This window comes from Thermodesulfobacteriota bacterium (assembly GCA_036397855.1).
Taxonomy (GTDB): domain Bacteria; phylum Desulfobacterota_D; class UBA1144; order Nemesobacterales; family CSP1-2; genus DASWID01.
This window is the reverse complement of sequence record DASWID010000083.1, coordinates 1-23,883: the sequence shown is the minus strand read 5'-3', so window position 1 is coordinate 23,883 and position 23,883 is coordinate 1. Positions and strand designations below refer to the sequence as shown.

22 protein-coding genes are annotated in these 23,883 nt (G+C 41.7%); 18 read left to right on the top strand and 4 right to left on the bottom strand.

Annotated elements, in window-relative coordinates; genetic code table 11:
* Positions 1 to 137: 137 nt before the first annotated feature.
* A complete protein-coding gene (locus VGA95_06405) occupies positions 138 to 461 on the bottom strand; it encodes a hypothetical protein (GenBank protein HEX9666178.1) in 324 nt (107 codons plus the stop codon).
* A 396-nt stretch (positions 462 to 857) separates the two neighbouring features.
* Between VGA95_06405 and VGA95_06400 the strand changes: the two genes are divergently transcribed.
* A complete protein-coding gene (locus VGA95_06400) occupies positions 858 to 1,937 on the top strand; it encodes a class I SAM-dependent methyltransferase (protein ID HEX9666177.1) in 1,080 nt (359 codons plus the stop codon).
* A 40-nt stretch (positions 1,938 to 1,977) separates the two neighbouring features.
* Here the strand turns inward: VGA95_06400 and VGA95_06395 are convergent, their stop codons facing one another.
* Positions 1,978 to 2,904: a PD-(D/E)XK nuclease family protein gene (locus VGA95_06395; GenBank protein ID HEX9666176.1), complete on the bottom strand. Its 927-nt coding sequence runs from the start codon at positions 2,902 to 2,904 to the stop codon at positions 1,978 to 1,980.
* 266 nt (positions 2,905 to 3,170) lie between these two features.
* Here VGA95_06395 and VGA95_06390 point away from each other — a divergent pair, with 266 nt between their 5' ends.
* From VGA95_06390 to rlmB, 3 genes are read left to right on the top strand one after another with little or no spacing between them, the layout of a single operon-like run.
* Positions 3,171 to 3,455, top strand: coding sequence for a hypothetical protein (locus VGA95_06390; protein ID HEX9666175.1), 285 nt, complete (start codon positions 3,171 to 3,173; stop codon positions 3,453 to 3,455).
* Positions 3,456 to 3,468: 13 nt separating this feature from the next.
* On the top strand, positions 3,469 to 4,875 hold the full coding sequence (locus VGA95_06385) for a M23 family metallopeptidase (protein HEX9666174.1): 1,407 nt from the start codon (positions 3,469 to 3,471) through the stop codon (positions 4,873 to 4,875).
* Positions 4,872 to 5,606: a 23S rRNA (guanosine(2251)-2'-O)-methyltransferase RlmB gene (gene rlmB / locus VGA95_06380; protein ID HEX9666173.1), complete on the top strand. Its 735-nt coding sequence runs from the start codon at positions 4,872 to 4,874 to the stop codon at positions 5,604 to 5,606. Before VGA95_06385 ends, rlmB begins: the two co-directional genes overlap by 4 nt.
* A 155-nt stretch (positions 5,607 to 5,761) precedes the next feature.
* On the opposite strand, the gene ligA is transcribed toward rlmB, so the two are convergent.
* Positions 5,762 to 7,786: an NAD-dependent DNA ligase LigA gene (gene ligA / locus VGA95_06375; protein ID HEX9666172.1), complete on the bottom strand. Its 2,025-nt coding sequence runs from the start codon at positions 7,784 to 7,786 to the stop codon at positions 5,762 to 5,764.
* Between the two features lie 38 nt (positions 7,787 to 7,824).
* Positions 7,825 to 9,546, bottom strand: coding sequence for a DNA polymerase/3'-5' exonuclease PolX (gene polX, locus VGA95_06370; protein ID HEX9666171.1), 1,722 nt, complete (start codon positions 9,544 to 9,546; stop codon positions 7,825 to 7,827).
* 634 nt (positions 9,547 to 10,180) lie between these two features.
* On the opposite strand from polX, the gene VGA95_06365 reads away from it, so the two are divergent.
* From VGA95_06365 to tuf, 14 genes are all read left to right on the top strand, one after another.
* On the top strand, positions 10,181 to 10,522 hold the full coding sequence (locus tag VGA95_06365; GenBank protein ID HEX9666170.1) for a hypothetical protein: 342 nt from the start codon (positions 10,181 to 10,183) through the stop codon (positions 10,520 to 10,522).
* Positions 10,512 to 12,050, top strand: coding sequence for a sulfatase-like hydrolase/transferase (locus VGA95_06360; GenBank protein ID HEX9666169.1), 1,539 nt, complete (start codon positions 10,512 to 10,514; stop codon positions 12,048 to 12,050). Before VGA95_06365 ends, VGA95_06360 begins: the two co-directional genes overlap by 11 nt.
* Before the next feature lie 118 nt (positions 12,051 to 12,168).
* A complete protein-coding gene (locus VGA95_06355) occupies positions 12,169 to 12,693 on the top strand; it encodes a macro domain-containing protein (protein ID HEX9666168.1) in 525 nt (174 codons plus the stop codon).
* Between the two features lie 186 nt (positions 12,694 to 12,879).
* Positions 12,880 to 13,473 (top strand): CoA pyrophosphatase, encoded by a 594-nt coding sequence (locus VGA95_06350; GenBank protein ID HEX9666167.1) that lies wholly within the window; start codon positions 12,880 to 12,882, stop codon positions 13,471 to 13,473.
* A 168-nt stretch (positions 13,474 to 13,641) separates the two neighbouring features.
* Positions 13,642 to 14,070 (top strand): single-stranded DNA-binding protein, encoded by a 429-nt coding sequence (locus tag VGA95_06345; GenBank protein ID HEX9666166.1) that lies wholly within the window; start codon positions 13,642 to 13,644, stop codon positions 14,068 to 14,070.
* Positions 14,071 to 14,146: 76 nt separating this feature from the next.
* Complete coding sequence (locus VGA95_06340; GenBank protein ID HEX9666165.1) at positions 14,147 to 14,521, top strand: cupin; 375 nt, start codon at positions 14,147 to 14,149, stop codon at positions 14,519 to 14,521.
* A gap of 11 nt (positions 14,522 to 14,532) precedes the next feature.
* Positions 14,533 to 15,906 carry a bifunctional UDP-N-acetylglucosamine diphosphorylase/glucosamine-1-phosphate N-acetyltransferase GlmU gene (gene glmU / locus VGA95_06335; GenBank protein ID HEX9666164.1) on the top strand — a complete coding sequence of 458 codons (1,374 nt, stop codon included), beginning with the start codon at positions 14,533 to 14,535 and terminating at the stop codon, positions 15,904 to 15,906.
* Between the two features lie 13 nt (positions 15,907 to 15,919).
* Complete coding sequence (glmS, locus tag VGA95_06330; protein ID HEX9666163.1) at positions 15,920 to 17,752, top strand: glutamine--fructose-6-phosphate transaminase (isomerizing); 1,833 nt, start codon at positions 15,920 to 15,922, stop codon at positions 17,750 to 17,752.
* A gap of 118 nt (positions 17,753 to 17,870) precedes the next feature.
* Positions 17,871 to 19,145 carry a phosphoribosylamine--glycine ligase gene (gene purD / locus VGA95_06325; GenBank protein ID HEX9666162.1) on the top strand — a complete coding sequence of 425 codons (1,275 nt, stop codon included), beginning with the start codon at positions 17,871 to 17,873 and terminating at the stop codon, positions 19,143 to 19,145.
* A gap of 60 nt (positions 19,146 to 19,205) precedes the next feature.
* Entirely contained in the window at positions 19,206 to 19,538 is a 333-nt protein-coding gene (locus VGA95_06320) for a hypothetical protein (GenBank protein HEX9666161.1), read from the top strand.
* Positions 19,539 to 19,708: 170 nt separating this feature from the next.
* Positions 19,709 to 20,080 (top strand): 30S ribosomal protein S12, encoded by a 372-nt coding sequence (rpsL, locus tag VGA95_06315; GenBank protein ID HEX9666160.1) that lies wholly within the window; start codon positions 19,709 to 19,711, stop codon positions 20,078 to 20,080.
* 14 nt (positions 20,081 to 20,094) lie between these two features.
* A complete protein-coding gene (gene rpsG, locus VGA95_06310; protein HEX9666159.1) occupies positions 20,095 to 20,565 on the top strand; it encodes a 30S ribosomal protein S7 in 471 nt (156 codons plus the stop codon).
* A gap of 19 nt (positions 20,566 to 20,584) precedes the next feature.
* Positions 20,585 to 22,669, top strand: coding sequence for an elongation factor G (fusA, locus tag VGA95_06305; protein HEX9666158.1), 2,085 nt, complete (start codon positions 20,585 to 20,587; stop codon positions 22,667 to 22,669).
* Positions 22,670 to 22,702: 33 nt separating this feature from the next.
* On the top strand, positions 22,703 to 23,883 hold a 1,181-nt coding region (tuf, locus tag VGA95_06300; GenBank protein ID HEX9666157.1), incomplete at its 3' end, for an elongation factor Tu.

Below are 23,883 nucleotides of genomic sequence, written 5' to 3'. Positions count from 1 at the left end.
AAATTTGACTCTTGACCACCCTTACAATCTTGCCGAGTCAAACGAGAATAATAACACGCCTGCGGCTCTTACGGTGAAAGTCACCGGCGACTGTGGCGCTAAGCCCGCTCGTCCAATCCAGCGTTATTAGCAATGATTTATTTTACGATGATTTCATCCGTACATGTGCAAATGCAGGGTTTAGGCTCACACTGGCATGTGCAACAGCATTTGTTCTTGGGGCAACAATTGCCAATGGTGTTGGCGGCTTCTCTATCTGAGGCAAAGATTATCGTCTTTATCGCTACCTGACCCGGTTTTAGGTTCTTGACAATCCTCTCCTCTTTGGGAGATAGCGTTATCTTGTATTGTTGAGATGTAACAACCATTTGTTTTGACTCGCCCTGAGGCTTCGTCTCTTGGGGCCCACCTCCAAAGACGAACAACATTACTAGTGTAATGATGCAAAGTAGCATTCTCATACGATGTTACCTCCTTTTTTTTACTTCTTGATATTGAACTGTTCCATTTTCATTTTAACACAAACGAAAGTCCTCACATAATTCGTCATTAAAAAGCAATAGCAAAAGGGGCATCCTTCTTCTTTGTGGATTCCCGATAGAGGTATTCGGGAGCAACTCCTGAGATTGTTTAGCCCATTCGATTTTACTCAGGGCTTCTCGCGATCGCAATTTCCTCTACTCCATACAAAGCTAGTGGCCGATTCGAAATTCTAAGAGTTTCAGACCTGCATACGCAAGTGCTAAAATTTCTTTGATAATGCCATAAAAAATTATTTAGATTAAAAAAAACTTGACAGGCCAGCATGGTTTCCAAAAATATTCTTAGGAATCGATATGTATTGGAGGGGTTAAAAGATGAGTGATAAAAAAAGCGTGGGATTAGATCAATCGAAATCGGACAAATTTGCAGAGAAGATGATGACCATTTTAAATTACGGTGCCTTGAACTTTATGATCTCCATTGGCTACAGGACAGGTCTTCTGGATGCGATGGGGAAACTGCCGCCATCAACTCCTGAGACAATAGCGAAAAAATCAAATTTGAACGAACGATATGTAAGGGAGTGGTTAGGTGCTATGTTTACAGGTGGGATTGTTGAACATGATCATGAAAAAAATACGTACATGCTTCCTCCCGAGCATGCTGCATGGCTCACGAGGGAGGCAACACCAAACAATATTGCGGTAACTACACAGTGGGTTTCTGTTCTTGGGTCGGTGGAGGATAAGATAGTTAAGTGTTTTAAAAATGGCGGAGGTGTAACGTACGAAGATTATAACAGGTTTCATGAGGTTATGGCCGATGAAAGCTATCAGACGGTTATTGTGCCATTACTGGATCAAATATTGCCGCTTGTACCTCGATTGGGGGAAAGACTCGAGGGGGGGATTGAGGTATTGGATGTCGGATGTGGTAGCGGCTTTGCACTTGCTGAGATGGCTAGGGCTTTCCCCAAGAGTCGTTTTACAGGTTATGAATTTTCCGGTGAAGCGGTCGAGAGGGGCAGGAAGAATGCAATTAAGCGTGGTTTAAAAAATTTGTCACTAGAGGTTAAAGACGCAGCTCATTTTGATGAGAAAAAAAAATATGACCTGATCGTCACTTTTGATGCAGTCCATGATCAGGCAGAGCCTGATAGGGTGTTATCGAATATATATCGTGCCCTGAAAGACGATGGAGTCTACATTATGCAGGATATTGCGGGTTCGAGCCATGTCCATAAAAACACAGAACATCCGATAGCTCCTTTTCTGTATACGATTTCATGCATGCATTGTATGTCGGTATCGCTTGCACAAAATGGAAAAGGGTTAGGCGCGATGTGGGGAAAGGAAATGGCCTGTGAGATGTTGGAGAAAGCTGGGTTTAAAGAAATAGATGTCAAACAACTCCCGCACGATCCAATTAATTACTATTACATAGTAAGAAAATAGTATAGATTTAAGTTCTTGAGACTTTATAAAGACAATACTTTCAGGGGAGATCGAAGCAGATTTTCTTGAAATTGCAGGAATTGCACTTCCACTCGTCCTCTGTTCTCGGAAAGTCTGTTATTATCGCTTCATTACCGGTCGGATCACTCAGGTAGCGCTTCATGCTATCGATACTGCTATTTATATATTTTTTTGCTTCAGATAATTCCTTGTAACTAAACCTATGTACGGTTTTCTCATTTCCGAAGAGGTTGTATTCGATGAGGGAAATTTTATCTGCGGGTGCACCTAAAATCTCATTTGCGTAAATCGTATAGATTATGAACTGTAGCTTATTTGATTCCCCGGCTCCTGTTTTCCAATCGACAATTTCGATTCCATCATCTAACTTATAGGCAAGGTCTAAATTTACGTATATCTTTTCTTCGTTAAATGAGAAGGGGATTGGTGTTATCCTGTCGATTGAAAGAACATCATCGTGCTCCAGAGTTTTTACCTTTTCCAATACATCCGACCTATAGAAGTTTCTGATGCATTCTATCACATCTTGGTGATTTTTCTTCCATCTCTCATCAGGGATATCTAACCCGTATTCGTGTTCAAACAGATAGTTTACCTTTCCCAAGCTATCAACCGCGTTCCAGTACAAGCCATCACGGGAGAACTTGAACTCTTGTCTCATCAGATTTGTGACCCTTGTCAGCGAGTATTCAAGGTTAATTAGCTCGTTCGTACCCACCAGTTCCTTCAATATTCGGGAAATCTCTGTGTGTACGGATTTTCCCTTCCACATGGGTATGTTCTGAAGGTTTTTTAAGACATAAAGGGTCCTGGTTACATGATCTGCTCTGTCCTTTTCCCACCCACCCCAAGACCCATAGTAGTTGTAATAATATTTTCTCTTACATTCCTCAAATAGAGCGTCCCTCGAGGCGGACCAGCTAAAGTCGTTTGTAAGTGTGCCCACCTTTAAACTTTAGTTTAAAATTCATGTTAAATAAAGTGTTAGAAGTATTTCTCATATTAATTCAGACTTTTAAATTCAAAATCCCTGAATCTTTTTATAGGGTTCTGCATTTCAGTTATCTTGAGAAACTGGTAAGTTCTATGGATTTATTAAGAAACTCAAATGTTGAAGTGAGATTGATAAGAGAAAATTAATCTATTTCATAGATTATAGAGTAAAATACACCTTGTAAATTAATTTAATAGATAAATTTCAAGACTACTGAAATGCCAGAGATCAGCGTTCTAAAGGCTTCACAAGATGGAGACAACATTATATTCAAGGTCGAAGTTAAGGAGGGAGATACTAAAACAGAACATTTAGTCGAAGTGAGCCTCGATTATTATAATTTTTTGGCGGAGGGGAAAGTAACAATCGAGCAGCTCGTAGAAAAATCATTGAATTTCCTATTGGAGAGAGAGCCCAAAGAATCGATACTTACGAAGTTCAACCTCAAAAAGATTTCCTATTACTTCCCGGAGTACGAAAAGAATATTAAGAATTACTTCTGAAGGAGGTTTTTTGATGAAGAGCGTTAAGAAGTTTTTTTATTTCATCGTTATCGTCCTATTAGTAGGAGCAATGATCTACGTATATCCTGAAATTGAATGGCATCCTCCCAAGATAGATATTAAACTCGACTCTGATTACGTCGGACTCAAACCCTTTGACATCCAGATAAAAGACAAGGGCAAGGGACTCAAGAAGGTGGTTATTTCTCTTAAAGACGAAAACGGTGAATCTACTCTGGTTGATAAGGGATATGATTCACCGGTTAAGGAAGATACCATAACCATAGAGCTTGATCCGAAAAAAATGGGGATTAAAGATGGTCCTGCCGAGCTCGTGGTTAGCGCAGAGGATAGATCCCGTCTCAGGTTTTTTCATGGTAATAGGGCAAATGAAATCAAAAAGATTAAAATCGATCTTGTCCCTCCGAAGGCGGAGATAGTGAGTGGGGATCAATACATTAATCACGGTGGTTCCGGGCTTGTTATTTATAAGGCATCGGAAGATGTTAGTCGAAGTGGCGTGGAGGATGGTGAATATTTTTTCCCGGGCCACGGGGGATACTTCGAAGATCCAAATATCTATCTGGCCTTTTTCGCGTTCCCCTACACCCTGTCTCCGGAAGATGGTATTTCACTGATTGCTGAAGATGAGGCTGGGAACACAAAAAGGGTTAGCATTCCCCACAGGCTTAAGAATGTTATATATAAGAAGAGCGACATTAATGTCAGCGATAAGTTTATTGAGGAGAAGATGGCTACACTCTTGGGAGAAGACTCGTCTAAAGATCAAGATTTAAAAGTCATATTTCTCAAGGTAAACCGTGATCTTAGAAAGAAGAACAATGACGAGATAAAAAAAATTGGTGAGAAAACATCGGATAAGATATTGTGGAATGGTGAATTCAACCAGTTGACAAACTCACAGGTGGAGGCCAACTTTGCGGATGATCGAACCTATTTTTTCAATGGAGAGCCGATAGATGAGCAATATCATCTTGGTTATGATCTGGCGGTTACAAAAAGATATCCTGTTGAGGTTGCCAATGATGGGGTGGTTGTGTTCGCTGGGGATCTTGGAATCTATGGTAATACGGTAATTGTGGATCATGGAATGGGTATTTCAACGCTATACGGTCACTTAAGCTCTATTGACGTGAATGTAGGTGACAGTGTAAAGAAAAAACAGATAGTCGGAAAAACCGGTGAAACGGGCCTTGCCGCCGGGGACCACTTACACTATGGTGTTTATGTAAACGGGGTGCCTGTGCGTCCAATCGAATGGTGGGATCAGAAATGGATAAACGACAATATTCTGAAAAAGATCAAGGAAGCCGAGGTGGAGTTTAAGACTTCTCAAAAAGGTGATGGTTCGGCGCCAAGCGATGTTTCACAGGAAAAGAAACTGAAAGAAGAAAATTGATCATATACGGTAAGAATCCGGTAAGGGAGTTCCTTCTACAATCCTCGTCCAAGATTATAGAAGTGCTTATATCATCCGAGATTAAAAGGGCTGATACTGATGATCTTATAAGGCTTGCCGAGGAGCGAGGTATAAAGATCACATACCTTTCACGCGAATCACTTTCAAAAACTGCGAGGACAACCTCCCATCAGGGTGTTGCGGCAAGGGTTTCAGACTATGATTATGTGGGAGTTTCCCAGATATTGGGCAAAGCAAAAGAAAGTGGGGAGAAACTCCTGGTTGTTATACTGGATCATTTAGAGGATCCCCAAAATTTTGGAGCCATAATAAGGAGTGTATATGTTCTTGGTGGGCATGGGATAATTATCCCAAAGGATAGATCTGTTTCTGTGACTCCAGCGGTTGTTAAGACCTCAGCTGGAACGGCGAGTGCTGTATCAATTTCAATGGTTACAAATATTGTCAGGGTCTTAACCGAGTTGAAGAAAAGTGGCGTCTGGATTGTGGGAGCCGACCCTTCAGCAAAAACATCAATCAGGGATCAGGACCTTGTGGGATTGGATATAGCATTGGTTATAGGCAGTGAGGGAAAAGGATTAAAGAGATTGGTCCGGGAGGAGTGCGATTTTCTTGTTTCAATCCCTACAATTGGAGCGTTATCGCTCAATGCCTCTGTTGCAGCAGGAATAATGATTTATGAAATACAAAGGCAGAGAAAGAGAGCATGAACCACCCCTTATTCAGGGTGCCATATTGGGATGGAATAATCTCACCTAGAACTTCCTCCCCTCTTGAGAGTGAATAATAAGAGACCGGGGGCGGTATTAATAGGGTAAGTACTCAACAGAATTAAATGTTTTCATTATAGAAATCCTCACAATGTTTACTTACCAATCATTCTTTTAAATTCATCCTCATCTATTGTATCTATTCCTAATGACTCGGCGGATTCTAATTTAGAGCCGGGATTCTTTCCCACGACGACATAGGAGGTCCTCTTGGATACCGATGACGTAACAATTCCTCCTTCTTGTTCGATCAGCCTTTTTGCCTCATCTCTTGTAAAATTTTCAAGTGTGCCTGTTAATACAAATGTCAGGCCCGAAAATTTATCACCTTTCTTTACCGATGGCCTGTATTCAATTTTGACCCCTGCGGATAATATTTTATCGATCGTATCCCTGTTTTTTTGCTCGCCAAAAAAACTAATGATGCTCTTCGCCACCTCAGGCCCCACAGTCGGAACGTCCATGAGACTCTCTTCCGTACTTTCCATGAGATCGTCTAAACTATTGAAGTTTTCGGCAAGAATCTGTGCCATCCTTTCTCCTACATGGCGAATACTGAGGGCAAGTATGAACCTGTTGAATGTAATTTTTTTGCTCTTTTCGATTTCCTCGACCAGATTTGCCGCAGACTTTTCTGCAAATCTTTCAAGGCCGATCAAATCCTCTTTCTTCAGGTAGAAGACATCGGCCAAGTCCTTTATCAATCCTTCTTTCATCAATTGGATAACTATCTTTTCGCCCAGACCCCTTATGTCAAATGCCTTTCTGGAAGCCAGGTGTTCTATTCTGCCTTGTAGCTGGGCTGGACATGAAAGGCTTGGACAATAGTAATATGCCCCATCCCTTTCAAGCCTTGTACGACATGAAGGACAGTTCTGGGGCATGTGGAAAACTTTTTCCTCTCCTGTTCTCTTTTCTGCAATTGCTTTCACGATCTGGGGAATCACATCTCCTGCTCTCTCAATCAGCACGGTGTCTCCTATTCTTACGTCTTTTTGTCTGACTATGTCTTCTGTATGGAGGGAGGCGTTTCTGATTGTCACACCACCAATTTTAACGGGTTCAACCTTTGCGAGCGGTGTTATTAATCCCATTCTTCCTACCTGCACAATAATGTCGCGTATCTTGGTGGTTGCCTGACGAGGCTTAAATTTGTAAGCGATGGCCCACCTCGGGAATTTTGCCGTTGTCCCAAGCTCCCTCTGATATCGACGATCATTTACCTTTATTACAATACCGTCAGCTTCATATGGTAGGTCATCTCTCATAGACTCCATTTCATGTCGATATGATATAGCCTCACCTATGTCCTTGCACAGCTTAAAACGCTGTTCAGATCTGAAACCCCAGTCATGAATCTTATTTATAATTTCCCACTCGGTCTTAAAATCATATCCAACTACATCCCCGATGCCCCATGGATGGAAATCTAGTGGTCTTTTCGCCGTGATACTCGAATCTAGCTGTCTAAGAGAACCAGCTGCGGCGTTTCTGGGATTTGCGAAGATCGGTTCCCCTTCGTCTGCGAGCTCTTTATTTAATTTCTTGAACGATTCCTTATTTATTACTACCTCTCCTCTTACCTCTAATCTTTCTGGAATTCCGTTACTTGACTTAAGCCTTAACGGTATGGATTTTATTGTTTTGACGTTCACAGTTACTTCCTCACCGATTTTTCCATCGCCTCTGGTCGCGGCCTGAACCAGGATTCCGTTCTCATATTTTAGGGATACCGAAACTCCGTCGAACTTTGGCTCGACGATGTATTCAATATCAGATGATATTTCAAGAATTTTCTTTACACGTTTATTAAATTCATAAGCTCCTTCGTCGTCTGTTATATTATCAATACTCATCATCGGAATTATATGCTCAACTGATTTGAAACCCGCTGCCACGTATCCACCGATACGATGTGTAGGGGAATCCAGTGTGATCAGTTCCGGATATAGAGATTCGAGGCTTTTTAACTCTTCCATGAGGATGTCAAACTCGGCATCCGAGATCTCAGGATTGTTTTCAACATAATAAAGATAATTGTGCCGATCTATTTCTGGTCGAAGCTCGTTTAGTCTTTTGATAGCCTTTGATTTTGGAATCTTTTTAGTTTCTTCTTTCATTGGTTTTATCTGAAAATGAGTTATCCGAAGCGGCGTATTTAATCAGTTTGAATTTTTAAGAAATTTGAAAGTTCTTTAAATCCCATTGTATTAATGATATCTCTTTTCACAGCCCAACCCCTTCGGGCAGTGGCCACACCGAGCCTCATCAGTGTCAATTGGTTAGGGTGATGTGAGTCTGTGGTAATTACTAATTTGGTATCCATATCTATTGCCTTTCTGATATTGATATCTTTCAAATCCAATCTCAGATAATGAGAATTTACCTCGATTGCCTTTCCAAATTCCTTTGCCGTTTTAAATACCTCTTCCAGATCTACATCATAGGGATCACGTTCTCCTATCAGCCTTCCTGTGGGATGAGCGAGAATATGAACAAACGGATTTTTAAGAGCATTCGCAATACGCTTAGTCATCTTCGCACGTTCCATTTTAAAACCTGAGTGAACCGAAACAATGACTACATCTAGATCCCTGAGAACTGAATCGGGATAATCAAGAGACCCGTCACCTAAAATATCTACCTCAGAACCCATGAGTATTCGAATCCCTTTTACTTTCTTACGCACAGACTCAAGTTCCTCTTTCTTCTCATCAAGCCTTTCTATGGAAAGTCCATTTGCAATCCTAGAGGAAGGGGAGTGGTCTGTGACTGCAATATACTCATAACCTAACTTCTTAGCCGTCAAAGCCATCTCCTCAATACTGCCATAGCCGTCGCTCCAGTTTGTGTGCACATGTAGATCGCCCTTAATATCCTCAAGCTCTAATAGGGTAGGCAGCCTTCCCTCGAGCGCAGCTTCGATTTCGCCCCTGTCCTCACGCATTTCAGGTGGTATAAACGGAAGGCCTAGCTTCTTGTAAACATCCGCTTCCGTTTCACCCGCTATTTTTTTATCCCCATGAAACAAACCGTACTCATTTATCTTTAAGCCCTTTTTAACGGCTATTGTCCTGACTTTGACATTGTGTGCTTGAGACCCTGTAAAGTATTGAAGAGCAGCACCATAGGATTCCGGGCCAACCACGCGTAGATCTACCTGAATTCCATTACGCGAGATCACGCTACCCTTTGTATCTCCCGACGCCAGTATATTTTTGACAAATGGCATTTTTGTAAATGATTCTATCACCCGTTTACCGTCATCCGATTGCGTTAAGATGTCTATATCGCCTATGGTTTCCCTCATTCGTCTGAGGGATCCCGCAAAAACTGTCTTTTCGGATCCCGGTATCTTATTTACCTCATTTACAATCTCCTCTGCGATCGGAAGCGCTATTCCAAGGTTTACTCTCTTCTTACTTTCTTTGAAGATTTGAATCCCGCGTTTTATGTCCTCAATCTTCTTCTTACCCATCCCGTGGATTTTCAGTATTTCTTCACCGCGGATTTCTCGTTCAAGATCAGCTAATGCTTTGACTTTGAGTTCTTTAAAGAGTTTGGAAAGCATCTTTGGTCCCAATCCCTGAATTGCCAGAAGCTCGACCAGTTCTCGCGGGACCTTTTCATTAAGCTCTTCATAATATTTTATTCTTCCATTTGCTATGTATTCTCTGATTTTCTCCGCAAGATCTTTTCCAATCCCAGGGATTTTCGAAAGCTCGTCGCGTTCAGTAATGTCTTTCACATCCTCTGCGAGTTCTCGTAAATTCCTTGAGCCATTTCTGTATGCCCTTATCTTAAAGGGATTTTCTTCTAAAATGTCCAAAGAATCGGCAATCCTCTCAAAAATATCAGCAATTTCAACATTTTTGCTCATGAGTGATTAAAGTATATTTCAGCATAGTCAGATTTCAAAGGAGCAGAAATGATCATACCCATAACCTGTTACGATGGATTGCGTTTATTATTATAAAACTTTTCTTGTGATCGAAGATTAAATAAATATCTTTATGACCCGCAACCTTAGGGTATTGCTAGAATGTCATTTAATGCTTAAATATTGACGGGTTTGTTGAAACAAACGAGGGCATTGTATGATATCCTTTTATATCGTAATGTTATTGTGAGTGTCTAGATTTCTAACATGAAGAAGTGTTTGAGCGAATTTTCAAAAATCTTTTTATTGATCACTTGCCTCTGTCTTATAATTGATGAATCTACATTTCCATATATCGATCTGGAACTGGCAGTTTTGTAGTTCAGATTTTGATTTTGCTTTTTCTAGGACATTGGCCATGCTTAAGTTCTATTGGAGCAAGATAAAATCGATTTTCAATAGAAAGGCTGGAGAAGAGATACATCATAAAAAAGGAAACAAGTGATCAACCTTTATCGGAATGACCCTTAAAGATGCCAGCGCTTATGATATTCAGTTTTTCGGCGCTAACCCCTATTCTAATTGATGGCTTATCATTCGAAAAATATCGTGACGTTGAACCTGGGGTTGCTTCATGCGGTTTTGCGAGCACTTTCTGGCGCCGCTCGCTTTGTTGATCTACAAAGATATAAGGTCACGACGAATAATGGGGGTATTTATCGACGGAGTCGCTCTCGAGCTCTCAGGCTCACTGTTGCCTCTTAGTAATAAAATGAAAATTTATTTCCTTTGTCATATACGTCCTCACTTAAAGGCAGGATTACTCCTTTCATACAGAGAGGATAAATTTCCGGAGCACGAAAAAGAGGTGTTTGAAAGCGAATTTGCGAAGATGTTCCCAATAAGAGAGTCGCAGCGGATTAAAGGATCTGAACGAACTATTTATCTCGTGAGGAGAAAAGCAAGTGAAAAGTAGAATAATTACGGTTGCTTCTCCTTTTTTGATTTCAATATATCCGGTGATTTTCCTCTATTCCGAAAACCCAGGGGAAATAAGGTTTGTGGAACTGTTAATTCCATTTGCCTACCTTCTTGGATTCGGCCTTTATATTTTTGGATCCACATTTTTTTTCCTGAGGGATCTTTCTAAAACATCAATTTTGGTTTCCATCTTTCTTGTCATTTTCTATTCTTATGGCTATCTCTACGATGCTATTTCAAAGTTTGTCATCGGTGGAATGAATAGTGTCTATTTTCTAATATTTGTATTAATCCTTTATGGAGGAATTGTTATCCTCATCTTAAGGAGAAAAAAATCGCTTCTACCCGTGACAACTTTCCTAAACGTAGTAGCTTTAACATTGGTACTGATCTCAATATTCAATATATTTTTTGCCCTCTCTACTCAACCTATCAAGAGTCCAGATAATAATAAGATTGAAACAGATGGTTTAGTTGATTCTCACGCAAGGGACGATTTAAAGAACAGTCGCGACATATACTATATAATCTTAGACCGATATGCCAGGGCTGATATTCTGACTGATGTGTATAATTTCGATAACTCGGAGTTTATACAATTTTTAAAACACAGGGCTTTTTATATAGTCGAAAACAGCTATGCTAACTACCAGAATACCTACCTTTCTTTGTCCTCATCCTTAAATATGAACTATTTGCACAATTTGGTTAAGAATAGAGGTGATCGCGCTAACAATTTATTAGCATTAGGTGAATTGTTAGGTAACTTCAGGTTGTGGCAGATCCTGAAAGCGAAGGGTTATAAATACTTTCATTTCGGCCTGGGTGTAAATAGAAACGCGGATTTTAATTACGTGATCAATCGAACTCAATCCAATTCAAATTTGATATTAGACGTAATTTATCAAAAGAGCTTTCTCTGGGCGTGTCTTAGTATATTTGATCTGCACAGGGGAATTACGGAAGACCTTGTTGATGGATATCGTCTGGTGCATAGAGAAAGAGTTCTTTACCAGCTGGAGAAGCTCCAACAGTTGCCAAAAATAGATGGACCGACTTTTGCATTCGCTCACTTTCTAATACCCCACCCACCCTATGTCTTCGAAGCGGATGGGAAATCCGTGTCGATCTTCGAGGAAAGGAGTAGGACTGAAGAGGTCAATTACCTAAATCAATTAAAATACACGAATAAAGTGATAATGGATCTAGTGGACATTCTATTGAATTCGTCTGCTAGAAAGCCTATCATAATAATTCAAGCTGATGAAGGTCCCTATCCTGAAAACTACGATTACAAAAACATTTTAGAGTTGTCCAGTGAAGCGCTCAAACAGAAGTTCGGCATTTTAAATGCACTCTATCTACCAGACATTTCAAATACTGCACTTTACGCAGATATGAGTCCTGTAAATACCTTCAGGCTTGTGTTGAATCTTTACTTTGGTACTGATTTTAGTATATTGCCCGACAAGGAATATACATTAAATGATTTGGATATCACTGATAAGGTACGTCAGCGATAATTGGATTCTTGGTCTCATCGATATTGATGCAGTTACGAATTGATCAGATCTCGAAGCAAAAATTTGTTTTCTAATTGATTTGTCAAAAATTATTTTAGAAATTAACGGAGAGTTTTAGATGGATTTAACGGATAAGATAACGGTGATTAAGGGCGATATAACTGAGATTGAGGTTGATGCAATTGTGAATGCGGCGAACACGGATCTGATACTGGGGAGCGGAGTCGCCGGTGCGATAAGGAAGAAGGGAGGAGATCTGATTCAAAATGAATGTAACGAAATCGGGTCAATTCCACTGGGTGAGGCAGCAATTACCGGAGCTGGGAACCTTCGCGCGAGATACGTGATACACGCAGCAGGAATGCATTTAGGGGGTAGGGTGAGCGAGGTGTCATTAAAGGATACTACTAATAATAGCCTGCTGAGAGCCTCCGAGAAAAATTTAAAAAAGATTGCGTTTCCCGCGATCGGAACAGGGGCTGGCGGTTTCCCAATGAAAGATTGTGCGCGGGTAATGGTTGATACTGTCTCAGAGTTTCTTGAGGATAAACATACTTCGATAGAAAGGGTGTACTTCGTTCTGTTTGATGAGGATTCATTTGATGTTTTTGATCATTATTTGAAGTCAGAACTTGCCAATTGAACTTAAACATCGAATGGATATCCACACTTATGATTCGATATTTACACATAGCTTTTGGATGCCTCCCTGTTCGCATAACGGCGTTCTGAGAACAAGAAATGGAATCATTAATGAATATTAAATCTAGATATTAAAAAGCGATTGTGACCAGCTAAGATATAATTCAGAAATTTGAGCAAATAAAGGATGCATAAGAATACCGTAAAGGAATTAGAAAAAATTGTAAGAACCCGGGATGTTGTTAAAATAAACAAGAAGCAAAAGTTAGTTCGAGCTGCCGTAATGATAATACTGAAGGAGGGAGATCCAGGGTACTCTATTTTATTTATTAAAAGAACAGAAAACGAAGGCGATGTCTTTTCAGGACACATGGCTTTTCCCGGAGGGAAAATGCGGATTGCTGACAGGGATACTCGAGACACTGCAATTCGTGAAACCGTAGAAGAGACCGGAATCGATATAGATAAGAGCGGTACTGTCATTGGAGAATTAGACGACTGTCATCCCAATAATCCTAAGGCAAATCATTATGTTGTGACGCCGTATTTATCGTTTTTAGAAGAAGACGTTGAATTGACACTGGATGATGCAGAAGTGGCTGATGCAGTCTGGATACCGATACATCATTTAAATGACCCAAGAAACCAGGAAGTTAGAATTTTAGGAAGAAAGGGCAGAGTATCAGAAGACTTCATGTTCTATTATCGCGATTACGTGATCTGGGGTATGACAGGTAGGATACTCTATCAATTCCTTTCTTTATTTGGAAAGCTTTTTTAGTTTTAGAGAGAACTGGAGAGGTAATGCGTCCCTTTTGGATGATGCTTGCTAATCAAATTAAGCTTTCATTTTCGGCCGATAAGACTCTCTCTGTAAAGTTCAGTTGTGGATTTTCATTCTCTGCGATGATACACTTTCCATAAAAATAATATTGGACGGTAGAAAGACATGAGGGGTATAAATAAGGTAATTCTTATTGGCAATCTCGGACGTGATCCGGAGCTAAGGTATACGGCAGGCGGTCAGGCTGTGGCTAATTTTACAATTGCTACGACAGAGAGTCGAACCAACAAGGGTGGAGACAGGCAAGACTTTACAGAGTGGCATCGTATAGTCGCGTGGGGGAGACTGGCAGAGATATGCGGCGAATACCTTTCTAAGGGGAGAACGGTCTATATAGAAGGCACCCTTAGGACAAGGTCCTGGGAAGATAAGGAGGGCAGAAAGAGATGGACTACAGAGGTCCTGGCCAGAAATATGCAGATGTTGGGTCCTTCCGGTGATAAAGACCAGTCAACTGCTGAGGCTGGTGAAGGGCTGGCGGACAATTTTGAAATCGCCGACACCTTTGGTTCCGAGGATGATATCCCGTTTTAGTGAAATTGCGCTTACTTAAGACCGGAAATAACTTCCATTTTATTTAATTTGAAATTGGAAAGTTGTTTGCAATGATATGTTCGAAGCTACGGAGATGGCACAAGGAGAATTCAAGAGGATATCTAAGCCCTGGGGTTATGAAATTTGGTGGGCAATTACTGACAAATATGTCGGTAAGATCCTTCACGTTAATAAAAATCACAGCTTGAGTTACCAGTACCACAAGGTAAAGGATGAAACGATTTACGTTTACAGCGGTGAAATAATACTCGAGTTAGAGGAGGTCGGAAAACCAACGGAGATAATAAGACTCCTGCCCGGTGATGCAAGAAGAATTACCCCTCTTACCAAGCATCGGATGACCGCTATAGCCGAAAGTGATTTAATTGAAGTGTCAACCCCACAGGTGGACGACTTGGTAAGGCTTGAGGATAACTATGGGAGGGTTTAGATAAGTCAATCATGTATGTAGTAGCATTAATTCTTACCGCGGGAAAAGGAAAGAGGATGAAATCCTCCCTCCCAAAGGTACTGCATCCTATATTGGGACAGCCAATCATCAGTTACGTGATTGAGGAAGTAAAAAAGATATCCCCGGAAAAAACAGTTTTAGTGGTGGGGTATGGATCTGACGATGTGAAAAAAGCCTTAATATCTGACCGATTGAGTTATGTGAGTCAATCCAGACAGTTTGGCACGGCTCATGCGGTGATGTCATCTAGACGAGAACTAGATGGCTACGATGGGACTGTAGTTATCTTGTACGGTGATTCTCCACTGATACGTCATGAAACACTCAGCAAATTTATAAACACACACAAAAAGAGTAAATCCCCGCTGTCGATACTTACCGCAAAGGTAACGAACCCATATGGCTACGGAAGAATCATTAGAAATGGCAGGGGCGAGGTAACCGATATTGTGGAGGAAAAGGATGCGACCCCAGAGCAAAGAAGTCTGAATGAAATTAATTCTGGTATCTATTGTGTTGAAACTGGTTTCTTATGGAGAGCCCTTGATCAGATTGACAAAAAAAATAATCAGAAAGAATTTTATTTGACTGACATAGTCGGCATCGCTTCAAGGTCTGGAATAAAAGTGAATGGATTTAACTTTAATGTCGAGGAAGAAATTATTGGTATTAACAACAAGGTTGAGCTTTCTCATGCCGAAGAACTATTGAGAAAGAGAATAAACGAAAAATTGATGCTTTCGGGTGTTACAATACTCGATCCGGAACAAACATATATTTCTCCGCAAGTATATATTGGCATAGATACCGTGATCTATCCGCAGTCATTTATCTATGGAAAAACGAAGATAGGGAAGAGATGTAAAATAGGACCGTTGGTCTGGATTGAAGACACCGAAATTAATAATGACTCAACGATAAAATTCTCATCTTACATTGAAAACGCTCTCATAGGAGCAAATGTCATCATAGGCCCGTTTGCGCATCTACGGTCAGGTTCAGAACTAATGGATGGCGTAAAGATCGGTAACTTTGTTGAGATTAAGAAGGCAAGAATCGGGATTTCTTCTAAGGTTCAACACTTGTCCTATGTTGGCGATGCGACTGTTGGCAAGCGGGTCAATATTGGCGCCGGGACTATAACGTGTAATTATGATGGATTGCACAAGTATCAGACTATTATTGAGGATGATGCTTTTATAGGGAGCGACACTATGCTTGTTGCGCCTGTTAAGGTAGGAAGGGGTGCCACCACCGGTGCCGGATCGACAATTACGAAGGATGTTGAATCCGAGTCCTTGGCAATCGGACGGGCAAAGCAAGTGACGATCAAGAATTGGAAGCGTAAGCCCAAAGACAAATAGAGACTATAAGACTATGTGCGGAATAGTAGGTTATATAGGAGATAAAAAAAAGACGGTTCATGTTCTCATGGATGGACTGAGCAGGCTTGAATACAGGGGTTATGATTCATCTGGCATTGCAGTGATGCAAGATGGGAGTTCTAAGGTTTTTAAGAGCAAAGGTAAGCTGAATAACTTGAAGAATAAGTTAAAGGGCAGCTCGCTTTCAGGAAATCTGGGTATTGGACACACAAGGTGGGCAACTCACGGTAGGGCAAACAAGAGAAATGCCCATCCGCATGTTTCTGGCTCTGTTTCTATAGTTCATAATGGCATAATAGAGAATTACAATGAATTGAAAAAAGAGCTGATTAAAAAGGGTTATAACTTCTATTCGGAAACGGATACTGAGGTTGTTGCCCATCTAATAGAAGACCTTTCAAGAAATAATTTGCCATTTGAGGATGCAGTGAGAAATGCATTCAAGCGGGTTGAGGGCTCGTATGCTGTTGCTGTTATCTCAGAGAGGGCACCCGATAAGATCATCGCCATAAGAAAATTTTCTCCCCTGGTAATTGCGCTTGGTGAAAATGAGAATTTTTTGGCTTCGGATGTTCAAGCCGTGCTCCCCTATTCTAATAAAATTATTTTTTTAGAAGACGGCGACCTTGCCATATTGGGGAACAACGGGGTTAGGATAACCGACCTTGATGGCAACGGAGTGGAAAGAAATGTTTCCACAATCAATTGGGATCCTGTAGCAATAGAGAAATGCGGTTATCGACATTTCATGCTCAAGGAGATCCATGAACAATCAAGGGCGATACTCGATACTATAGGGGGAAGAATTTCTGAACAAACAGGTGACGTAATTTTTGAAGGATTGGAGCACGACGTCTTCAAGAATATCAAGAGAATCATCACCCTTGGTTGCGGAACATCTTACCATGCGTGTCTCACCGGTAAATACATGATAGAGAATTTGTCAAATATACACGTTGAAGCGGATTTGTCATCCGAGTTTCGTTACAGAGAGCCTGTATTGGATCATAATACCCTTGCAATTGCCGTATCGCAGTCCGGTGAAACCGCTGATACTTCTGAAGCCCTGTTGGAGGCTAAAAGAAGGGGAGCAAAAACCCTTGCCATAACAAATGTCGAAAGGAGTAAGATCGCGAGGGAATCAAATTTTGTGATTTATACCCATGCGGGTCCAGAGATAGGTGTCGCTTCTACGAAAGCATTTACGACCCAACTTATGGTCATGTATCTTCTGGCAATTTTTCTTGGCAGGGTGAGGAAAAAGATTAACGATAGGGCAGGAAGATATTTGATTAAAGAAGCATTAGCTGTACCACAATTAATCGAAAAAACATTAAAGAGAGAGGGTGAAATACAAGAACTGGCCAAAGCTTTCAATGGTTACAATAATTTTCTCTACTTGGGTAGAGGTCCTAATTATCCAATCGCATTGGAAGGGGCATTAAAGCTCAAAGAGATTACATATATACATGCAGAAGGATTTGCCGCTGGAGAAATGAAGCATGGACCTATTGCACTGGTAGATGAAAATGTTCCCGTAGTTTTCATAGCACCACGGTACGGAATCTTTTACAAAAAAATATTGGGGAATCTAGAAGAAATCAGGGCAAGAAAGGGTAAGGTTATTTTTTTGACTAACGGTGAGGGGGGAGAAGAAATATACAAACACGTTGATAGAATTATTACCATCCCTGACTGTAGTACATATATCAGCCCGATAATTTCTGTCATACCTTTACAGCTTCTGGCATATTATATTGCTACTTATAAGGGAACAGACATAGATCAGCCGAGGAATCTAGCGAAGGTAGTAACAGTTGAGTGAGTGACTTGCATTTTTAGTATTTATCGGTATTTATCTTTATTCTTCTCCTCTTTCAATTTCTTAGCATCTGGTACACTGATTTGAGATAAACTAAAGCGAATAAGTTAGAGGCTTTTGAATGAAAGTTTTGGTCATAGGAGGGGGCGGGCGGGAGCACGCACTATGTTGGAAGATATTACAGAGCCCATTAGTTGATCGCATTTATTGTGCTCCAGGCAACGCGGGCATCTCCAAAATCGCAGAGTGTATCGATATCAAGCCTATGGACATTGAGTCTCTGGTACGGTTCTCAAAAGCTGAAGAAATCGATATCACTATTATTGGTCCTGAGCAGCCTTTAGCTCAAGGTATAGTCGACAAGTTCAATGCCGAGAAACTCAGGGTTTTTGGTCCTTCTAAAGAGGCCGCGCTGATTGAAAGTAGCAAGGTATTCTCAAAACATCTGATGAGAAAGTACAATATACCAACTCCATTTTTTTCAACATTTAATAACTTTAGTGATGCTGTTAAATGGGTAAAAGAAGTAAAACCACCACTTGTAGTAAAAGCCGATGGTCTTGCGGGTGGAAAAGGAGTGGTGGTGTGCAAGACAGAAGATGAGATTATTGATACCTTAGATTCGATGATGAGGGGTAGAATTTTTGGTGATGCCGGAGGCAGTGTTGTGATTGAAGAACTTATTGAGGGTGAGGAGGTCTCTTTTTTTGTTTTTACTGATGGGGATACAGTAATTCCATTGGAACCTTCACAAGATCATAAGGCACTCTTTGACGGTGACAAGGGACCGAATACCGGGGGAATGGGTGCTTATTCACCCGCTCCTATCGTGACAGAAGAACTACATAATAAGATTATGGAACGAATCATGGTTCCGGTTATAAGAGCACTCAATAAAGAAGGTAGAAGATATAAAGGAGTGCTATATGCTGGACTGATGATTAAGGATTCAGAGCCAACTGTTTTGGAATTTAATTGTAGATTCGGTGATCCGGAAACTCAACCTCTGCTGATGAGGATGAAATCTGACATCGTTCCCATTCTCAATGCAGTTGTAGATGGAGACCTCAATGGATATGAGATCGAATGGAGACCAGAGTCATCGGTTTGTGTGGTAATCGCTTCTAAGGGATATCCAGGGGATTATAAGACGGGTATTGAGCTTCAGGGTCTCGAGGCTCTAGAAGATCTGGACAACGTAGTTTTATTTCATGCTGGAACGACTATCGAAGATGGGAAAATCGTATCAAATGGGGGGAGGATTTTAGGTGTTACTACTATTGGGAATAGTATGAATGAATCCATAGATCTTGCTTATAAGGCCATTCGAATGATGGATGATGAAGACATATATTATAGGACCGATATAGGAAAGAAGGCATTGCGGTATACATGAGCTTTGATTTAGAAAAAAAATGAAAAATAAAAACATAATTACAAAAATGGAGAATCTGTTATGGCAGAGATATGGTATTTGAACACGGGTACCGATACTCTTGAGGGGAAAACGCCAAATTATCTAATATCATTTAAGGTATGTGTGGAAATCTTTGAGCTGAACGATAATTGTTGGAGATGTAAGAGTGGACAAATACCTGAACTAAAGACTGGTAATCCGATAATAGATGAAAGTGGATATGTTTATGTACTGGTAAAGGTTATGAGCGAGGAGTTAAAGAGTTCGAGCGTAAAAGGGTGGAGGGCAGGATGGTACATTTCTCCACTTACCGTTATAAATGCGGAAAAAAAACTGCAGATGAGACAACTAACTGCCGTCGAAACCGAATAAGGTCCATTTGTCAAGAACAGAATAATGTCTTGAGAGTTTGGTGTTCTTAGGATTAATGTTATTAGGACCAGTAGCCTGGATGATTAATGTAGTTTAAGAGAATAATTTGACAAAAACATAGTTATTTGGGTACATTATTTGTTTAACTTTTTTATATCACGAGTGTAACTATGCCTACTATTAACCAGTTAGTTAGAGACGGAAGAGAGCAAGCAAGAAAAAAGAGCAAGGCCCCTGCTTTACAAGATTGCCCTCAGAAAAGGGGCGTGTGTATCAGAGTGTATACAACGACACCGAAGAAACCAAATTCAGCTCTAAGGAAGGTAGCTAGGGTAAGACTTACAAATGGAATAGAGATTACCGGTTATATCCCTGGTGAAGGCCATTCACTCCAGGAACACTCTGTAGTGCTCGTCAGGGGTGGTAGGGTGAAAGACCTACCAGGTGTTAGATACCATATCGTAAGAGGCACGTTAGATACAACAGGCGTGGAGAGCAGGAGAAGGGGCCGTTCAAAATATGGTGCCAAAAGACCGAAGTAGAAGGAAACATTGAGATGCCAAGGAAAGGATCAGTTTCTAAAAGAAAAATACAGCCGGACCCTAAGTTTAGGGATGTTATGGTTTCGAAATTCATAAACTCCCTTATGTATGATGGTAAGAAAAGCAAGGCTGAAAAGATATTTTGCAAGGCACTTGAAATAATTGGAGATAAAATGGGCAAAGATTCACTGGAAGTTTTCCATAGTGCGATGGAAAATGTTAAACCTGTGCTCGAGGTCAGGCCACGGAGGGTAGGTGGTGCGACCTACCAGGTTCCAATGGAAGTTAATCATTTTCGTCGTCAGTCACTTTCAATTAGATGGGTAATCAATGCCGCCAGGAGCAGACAAGGTAATTCTATGGACGGAAAACTCGCCGGTGAAATAATGGACGCCGCTCAAGGACGTGGCGGAGCCATGAAGAAAAAAGAAGATGCTTACAAGATGGCCGAAGCAAACAGGGCATTCGCTCATTATAGGTGGTAATAATAAGGAGATTTGAGATTTGAGTGTGTTAATAACGATAGATAAGATCAGAAATATAGGGATTGTGGCTCACATTGATGCTGGAAAGACCACAACAACCGAACGAATCCTTTACTATACGGGTCTCACTTATAAGCTAGGCGAGGTTCACGAGGGGACAGCTACGATGGATTGGATGGAGCAGGAGAGGGAAAGGGGTATAACTATTACTTCTGCTACCACGACTTGTTTCTGGAGTAATCATAGAATAAATGTTATCGATACGCCGGGACACGTAGATTTTACTATTGAGGTCGAGCGCTCCTTGAAGGTATTGGACGGTGCTGTCGTTGTGTTTGATGGTGTTGGGGGTGTTGAACCACAGTCGGAAACCGTTTGGCGTCAGGCTGATCGATATAGAGTGCCAAGAATCGCATTTGTTAATAAAATGGACAGGGTAGGGGCGGATTTTTTTAACGTTATAGAACAGATAAAGGATAGGCTGAAAGCAAATCCCGTTTACTTACATATCCCTTGGATAGATAAAAAAGATGAATTTAGGGGAATTGTGGATCTGATAAAGATGAAGCTCGCGATTTGGGATAATGAGTCTCTGGGTGCTAAATATGAGTTTGTGGATATCCCTCAGGAACTCGAACAAGCTGCTGAGGCTGGCAAGGAACAGGTTATTGAGGCTATAGCTGATCATGATGAAGAGATAATGGAAAAATACTTAAGCGGTAAGGAAGTCGGTGAAGATGAGATCAGAGGGGTACTGAGAAGACTAACGATCCAAATAAAATTAATACCTGTTTTCTGTGGGGCAGCATTCAAGAATAAGGGTGTTCAACTATTACTTGATGCGATTGTAGATTTCTTACCTTCCCCATTGGATTTGCCTCCGGTCGAGGGTATTAACCCACGGACAAACGAGGCTGAGGTAAGACACCCAAGAGAAACAGAGCCTTTTTCCGCACTTGCATTTAAGATAATGACGGATCCCTTCGTGGGTCAACTCACCTATTTAAGGGTTTATTCGGGAAAGCTTGTGACTGGTGATATTGTGATTAATTCCGTAAAGGGTACCAGGGAGAAAATTGGAAGACTCCTCAGAATGCATGCCAATAAACGAGAGGAGATCAAGGAAATTGGCTCAGGTGGAATTGGAGCCGCCGTGGGTTTGAAAAATACAATTACAGGGGACACACTCTGCGATGAAGACAAACCAATAATCCTCGAGAGTCTTCAGTTTTCTGAACCTGTCATCTCAATCGCGATTGAACCAAAAACCAAGGCCGATCAGGAGAAACTGGGTATTTCGCTTCATAAGCTTGCTTTGGAAGATCCGTCCTTCAGGGTAAAGTACGATGAAGAGACCGGGCAAACCATCATCTCTGGTATGGGTGAGCTTCATCTAGAAATAATAGTAGATCGTTTAAGGCGTGAATTTAAAGTGGATGCTAATGTCGGAAGACCTGAAGTTGCTTATAAGGAGACAATCAGCTCTTCGTCTGTCGCTGAAGGTAAATTTATAAGACAGACCGGCGGTCGCGGTCAATACGGTCATGTAAAGATCAAGGTTGACCCATTGGAACGAGACTCTGGTTTTAGGTTTATTGATTCCATAAAGGGGGGAGTAATCCCTAGAGAGTTTATTCCCGCGATAGAAAAGGGAGTAAAAGAGGCTACGGAGACAGGCGTGGTAGCCGGATATCCGGTAATCGATTTGAGTGTAGAACTCATTGACGGTTCATATCATGAAGTTGATTCTTCTGAGATTGCATTTAAGATTGCGGCATCGATGGCTTTCAAGGATGCTATAGGTAGGGCAAAGCCTGTCATACTCGAGCCTAATATGAAGGTGGAGGTTGTTGTTCCCGAGGAATTTATGGGCGTCATACTAGGGGATCTGAGCTCAAGAAGAGGAAAGATAATTGGTACGGAACCGAGAGGCGGATTGCAGGCTATAAGGGCCGAAGTTCCCTTAGCGGAAATGTTTGGATATGCTACGAGCATGAGGTCCATGACTGAAGGGAGAGGTTCTTTCACGATGGAGTTCTCTCACTATATCAAAGTTCCAGAAATGCTTTCACCAGGTATAAAGACAAGGGTTGGAGGCGTTTAATTAACTCATCATTACTTAAGGAGGGAAGTAGAGATGTCGAAGGCGAGATTTGAGAGGGGTAAGCCGCACTTAAACATAGGTACGGTAGGGCATGTGGATCATGGTAAGACGACGTTGACGGCGGCGATAACGAAGGTATTGGAGAAGCAGGGCAGGGCGAAGTATGTGTCGTTTGGGGAGATAGACAAGGCGCCAGAGGAGAAGGAGAGGGGGATAACGATAAACATAGCACATGTGGAGTATGAGACAGAGAAGAGGCATTATGCGCATGTGGATTGTCCTGGGCATGCGGATTATGTAAAGAACATGATAACTGGGGCGGCGCAGATGGATGGGGCGATATTGGTGGTGAGTGCGCCGGATGGGCCTATGCCACAGACGAGGGAGCACATATTGTTGGCGAGGCAGGTAGGGGTACCGTACATGCTGGTATGTTTGAACAAGGTGGACATGATGGATGATGAGGAGTTATTGGATTTAGTGGAGTTGGAGGTAAGGGAGTTATTGACGCAGTATGGGTTTCCTGGGGATGATGTACCGGTGGTGAGGGTGAGTGCGCTGAAGGCATTGGAGGGGGATGAGGGAGCAGAGAAGCAGGTAATGGAGTTAATGGAGGCGGTGGACAGTTATGTACCTGAGCCGGTGAGGGAGATGGACAAGCCGTATTTGATGGCGATAGAGGATGTATTTACGATATCAGGTAGGGGGACGGTGGTGACTGGGCGGGTAGAGAGGGGGAAGATAAAGGCAGGGGATGAGGTGGAGATAGTGGGATTTACGCCGACTAGGAAGACGGTGGCAACGAGTTTGGAGATGTTCAGGAAGATACTGGACGATGCGATAGCGGGGGACAATGTAGGGGTGCTGTTGAGGGGGATAGGGAAGGAGGAGGTGGAGAGGGGGCAGGTGCTGGCAGCGCCTGGGAGTATAACGCCGCACAAGAGGTTTAATGCGGAGGTATATGTATTGAAGAAGGAGGAGGGGGGTAGGCACACGCCGTTTTTTCCTGGGTACAGGCCTCAGTTTTATTTACGGACGACAGATGTAACCGGATCGATAAAGTTGCCAGAGGGGGTGGAGATGGTAATGCCTGGGGACAATATAAACATGGAGGTTGAGTTGATATCGCCCGTGGCAATGGAGGAGCAGGTAAGGTTTGCAATAAGGGAGGGAGGAAGGACAGTGGGTGCCGGTGTGGTAACAAGCATCATTGA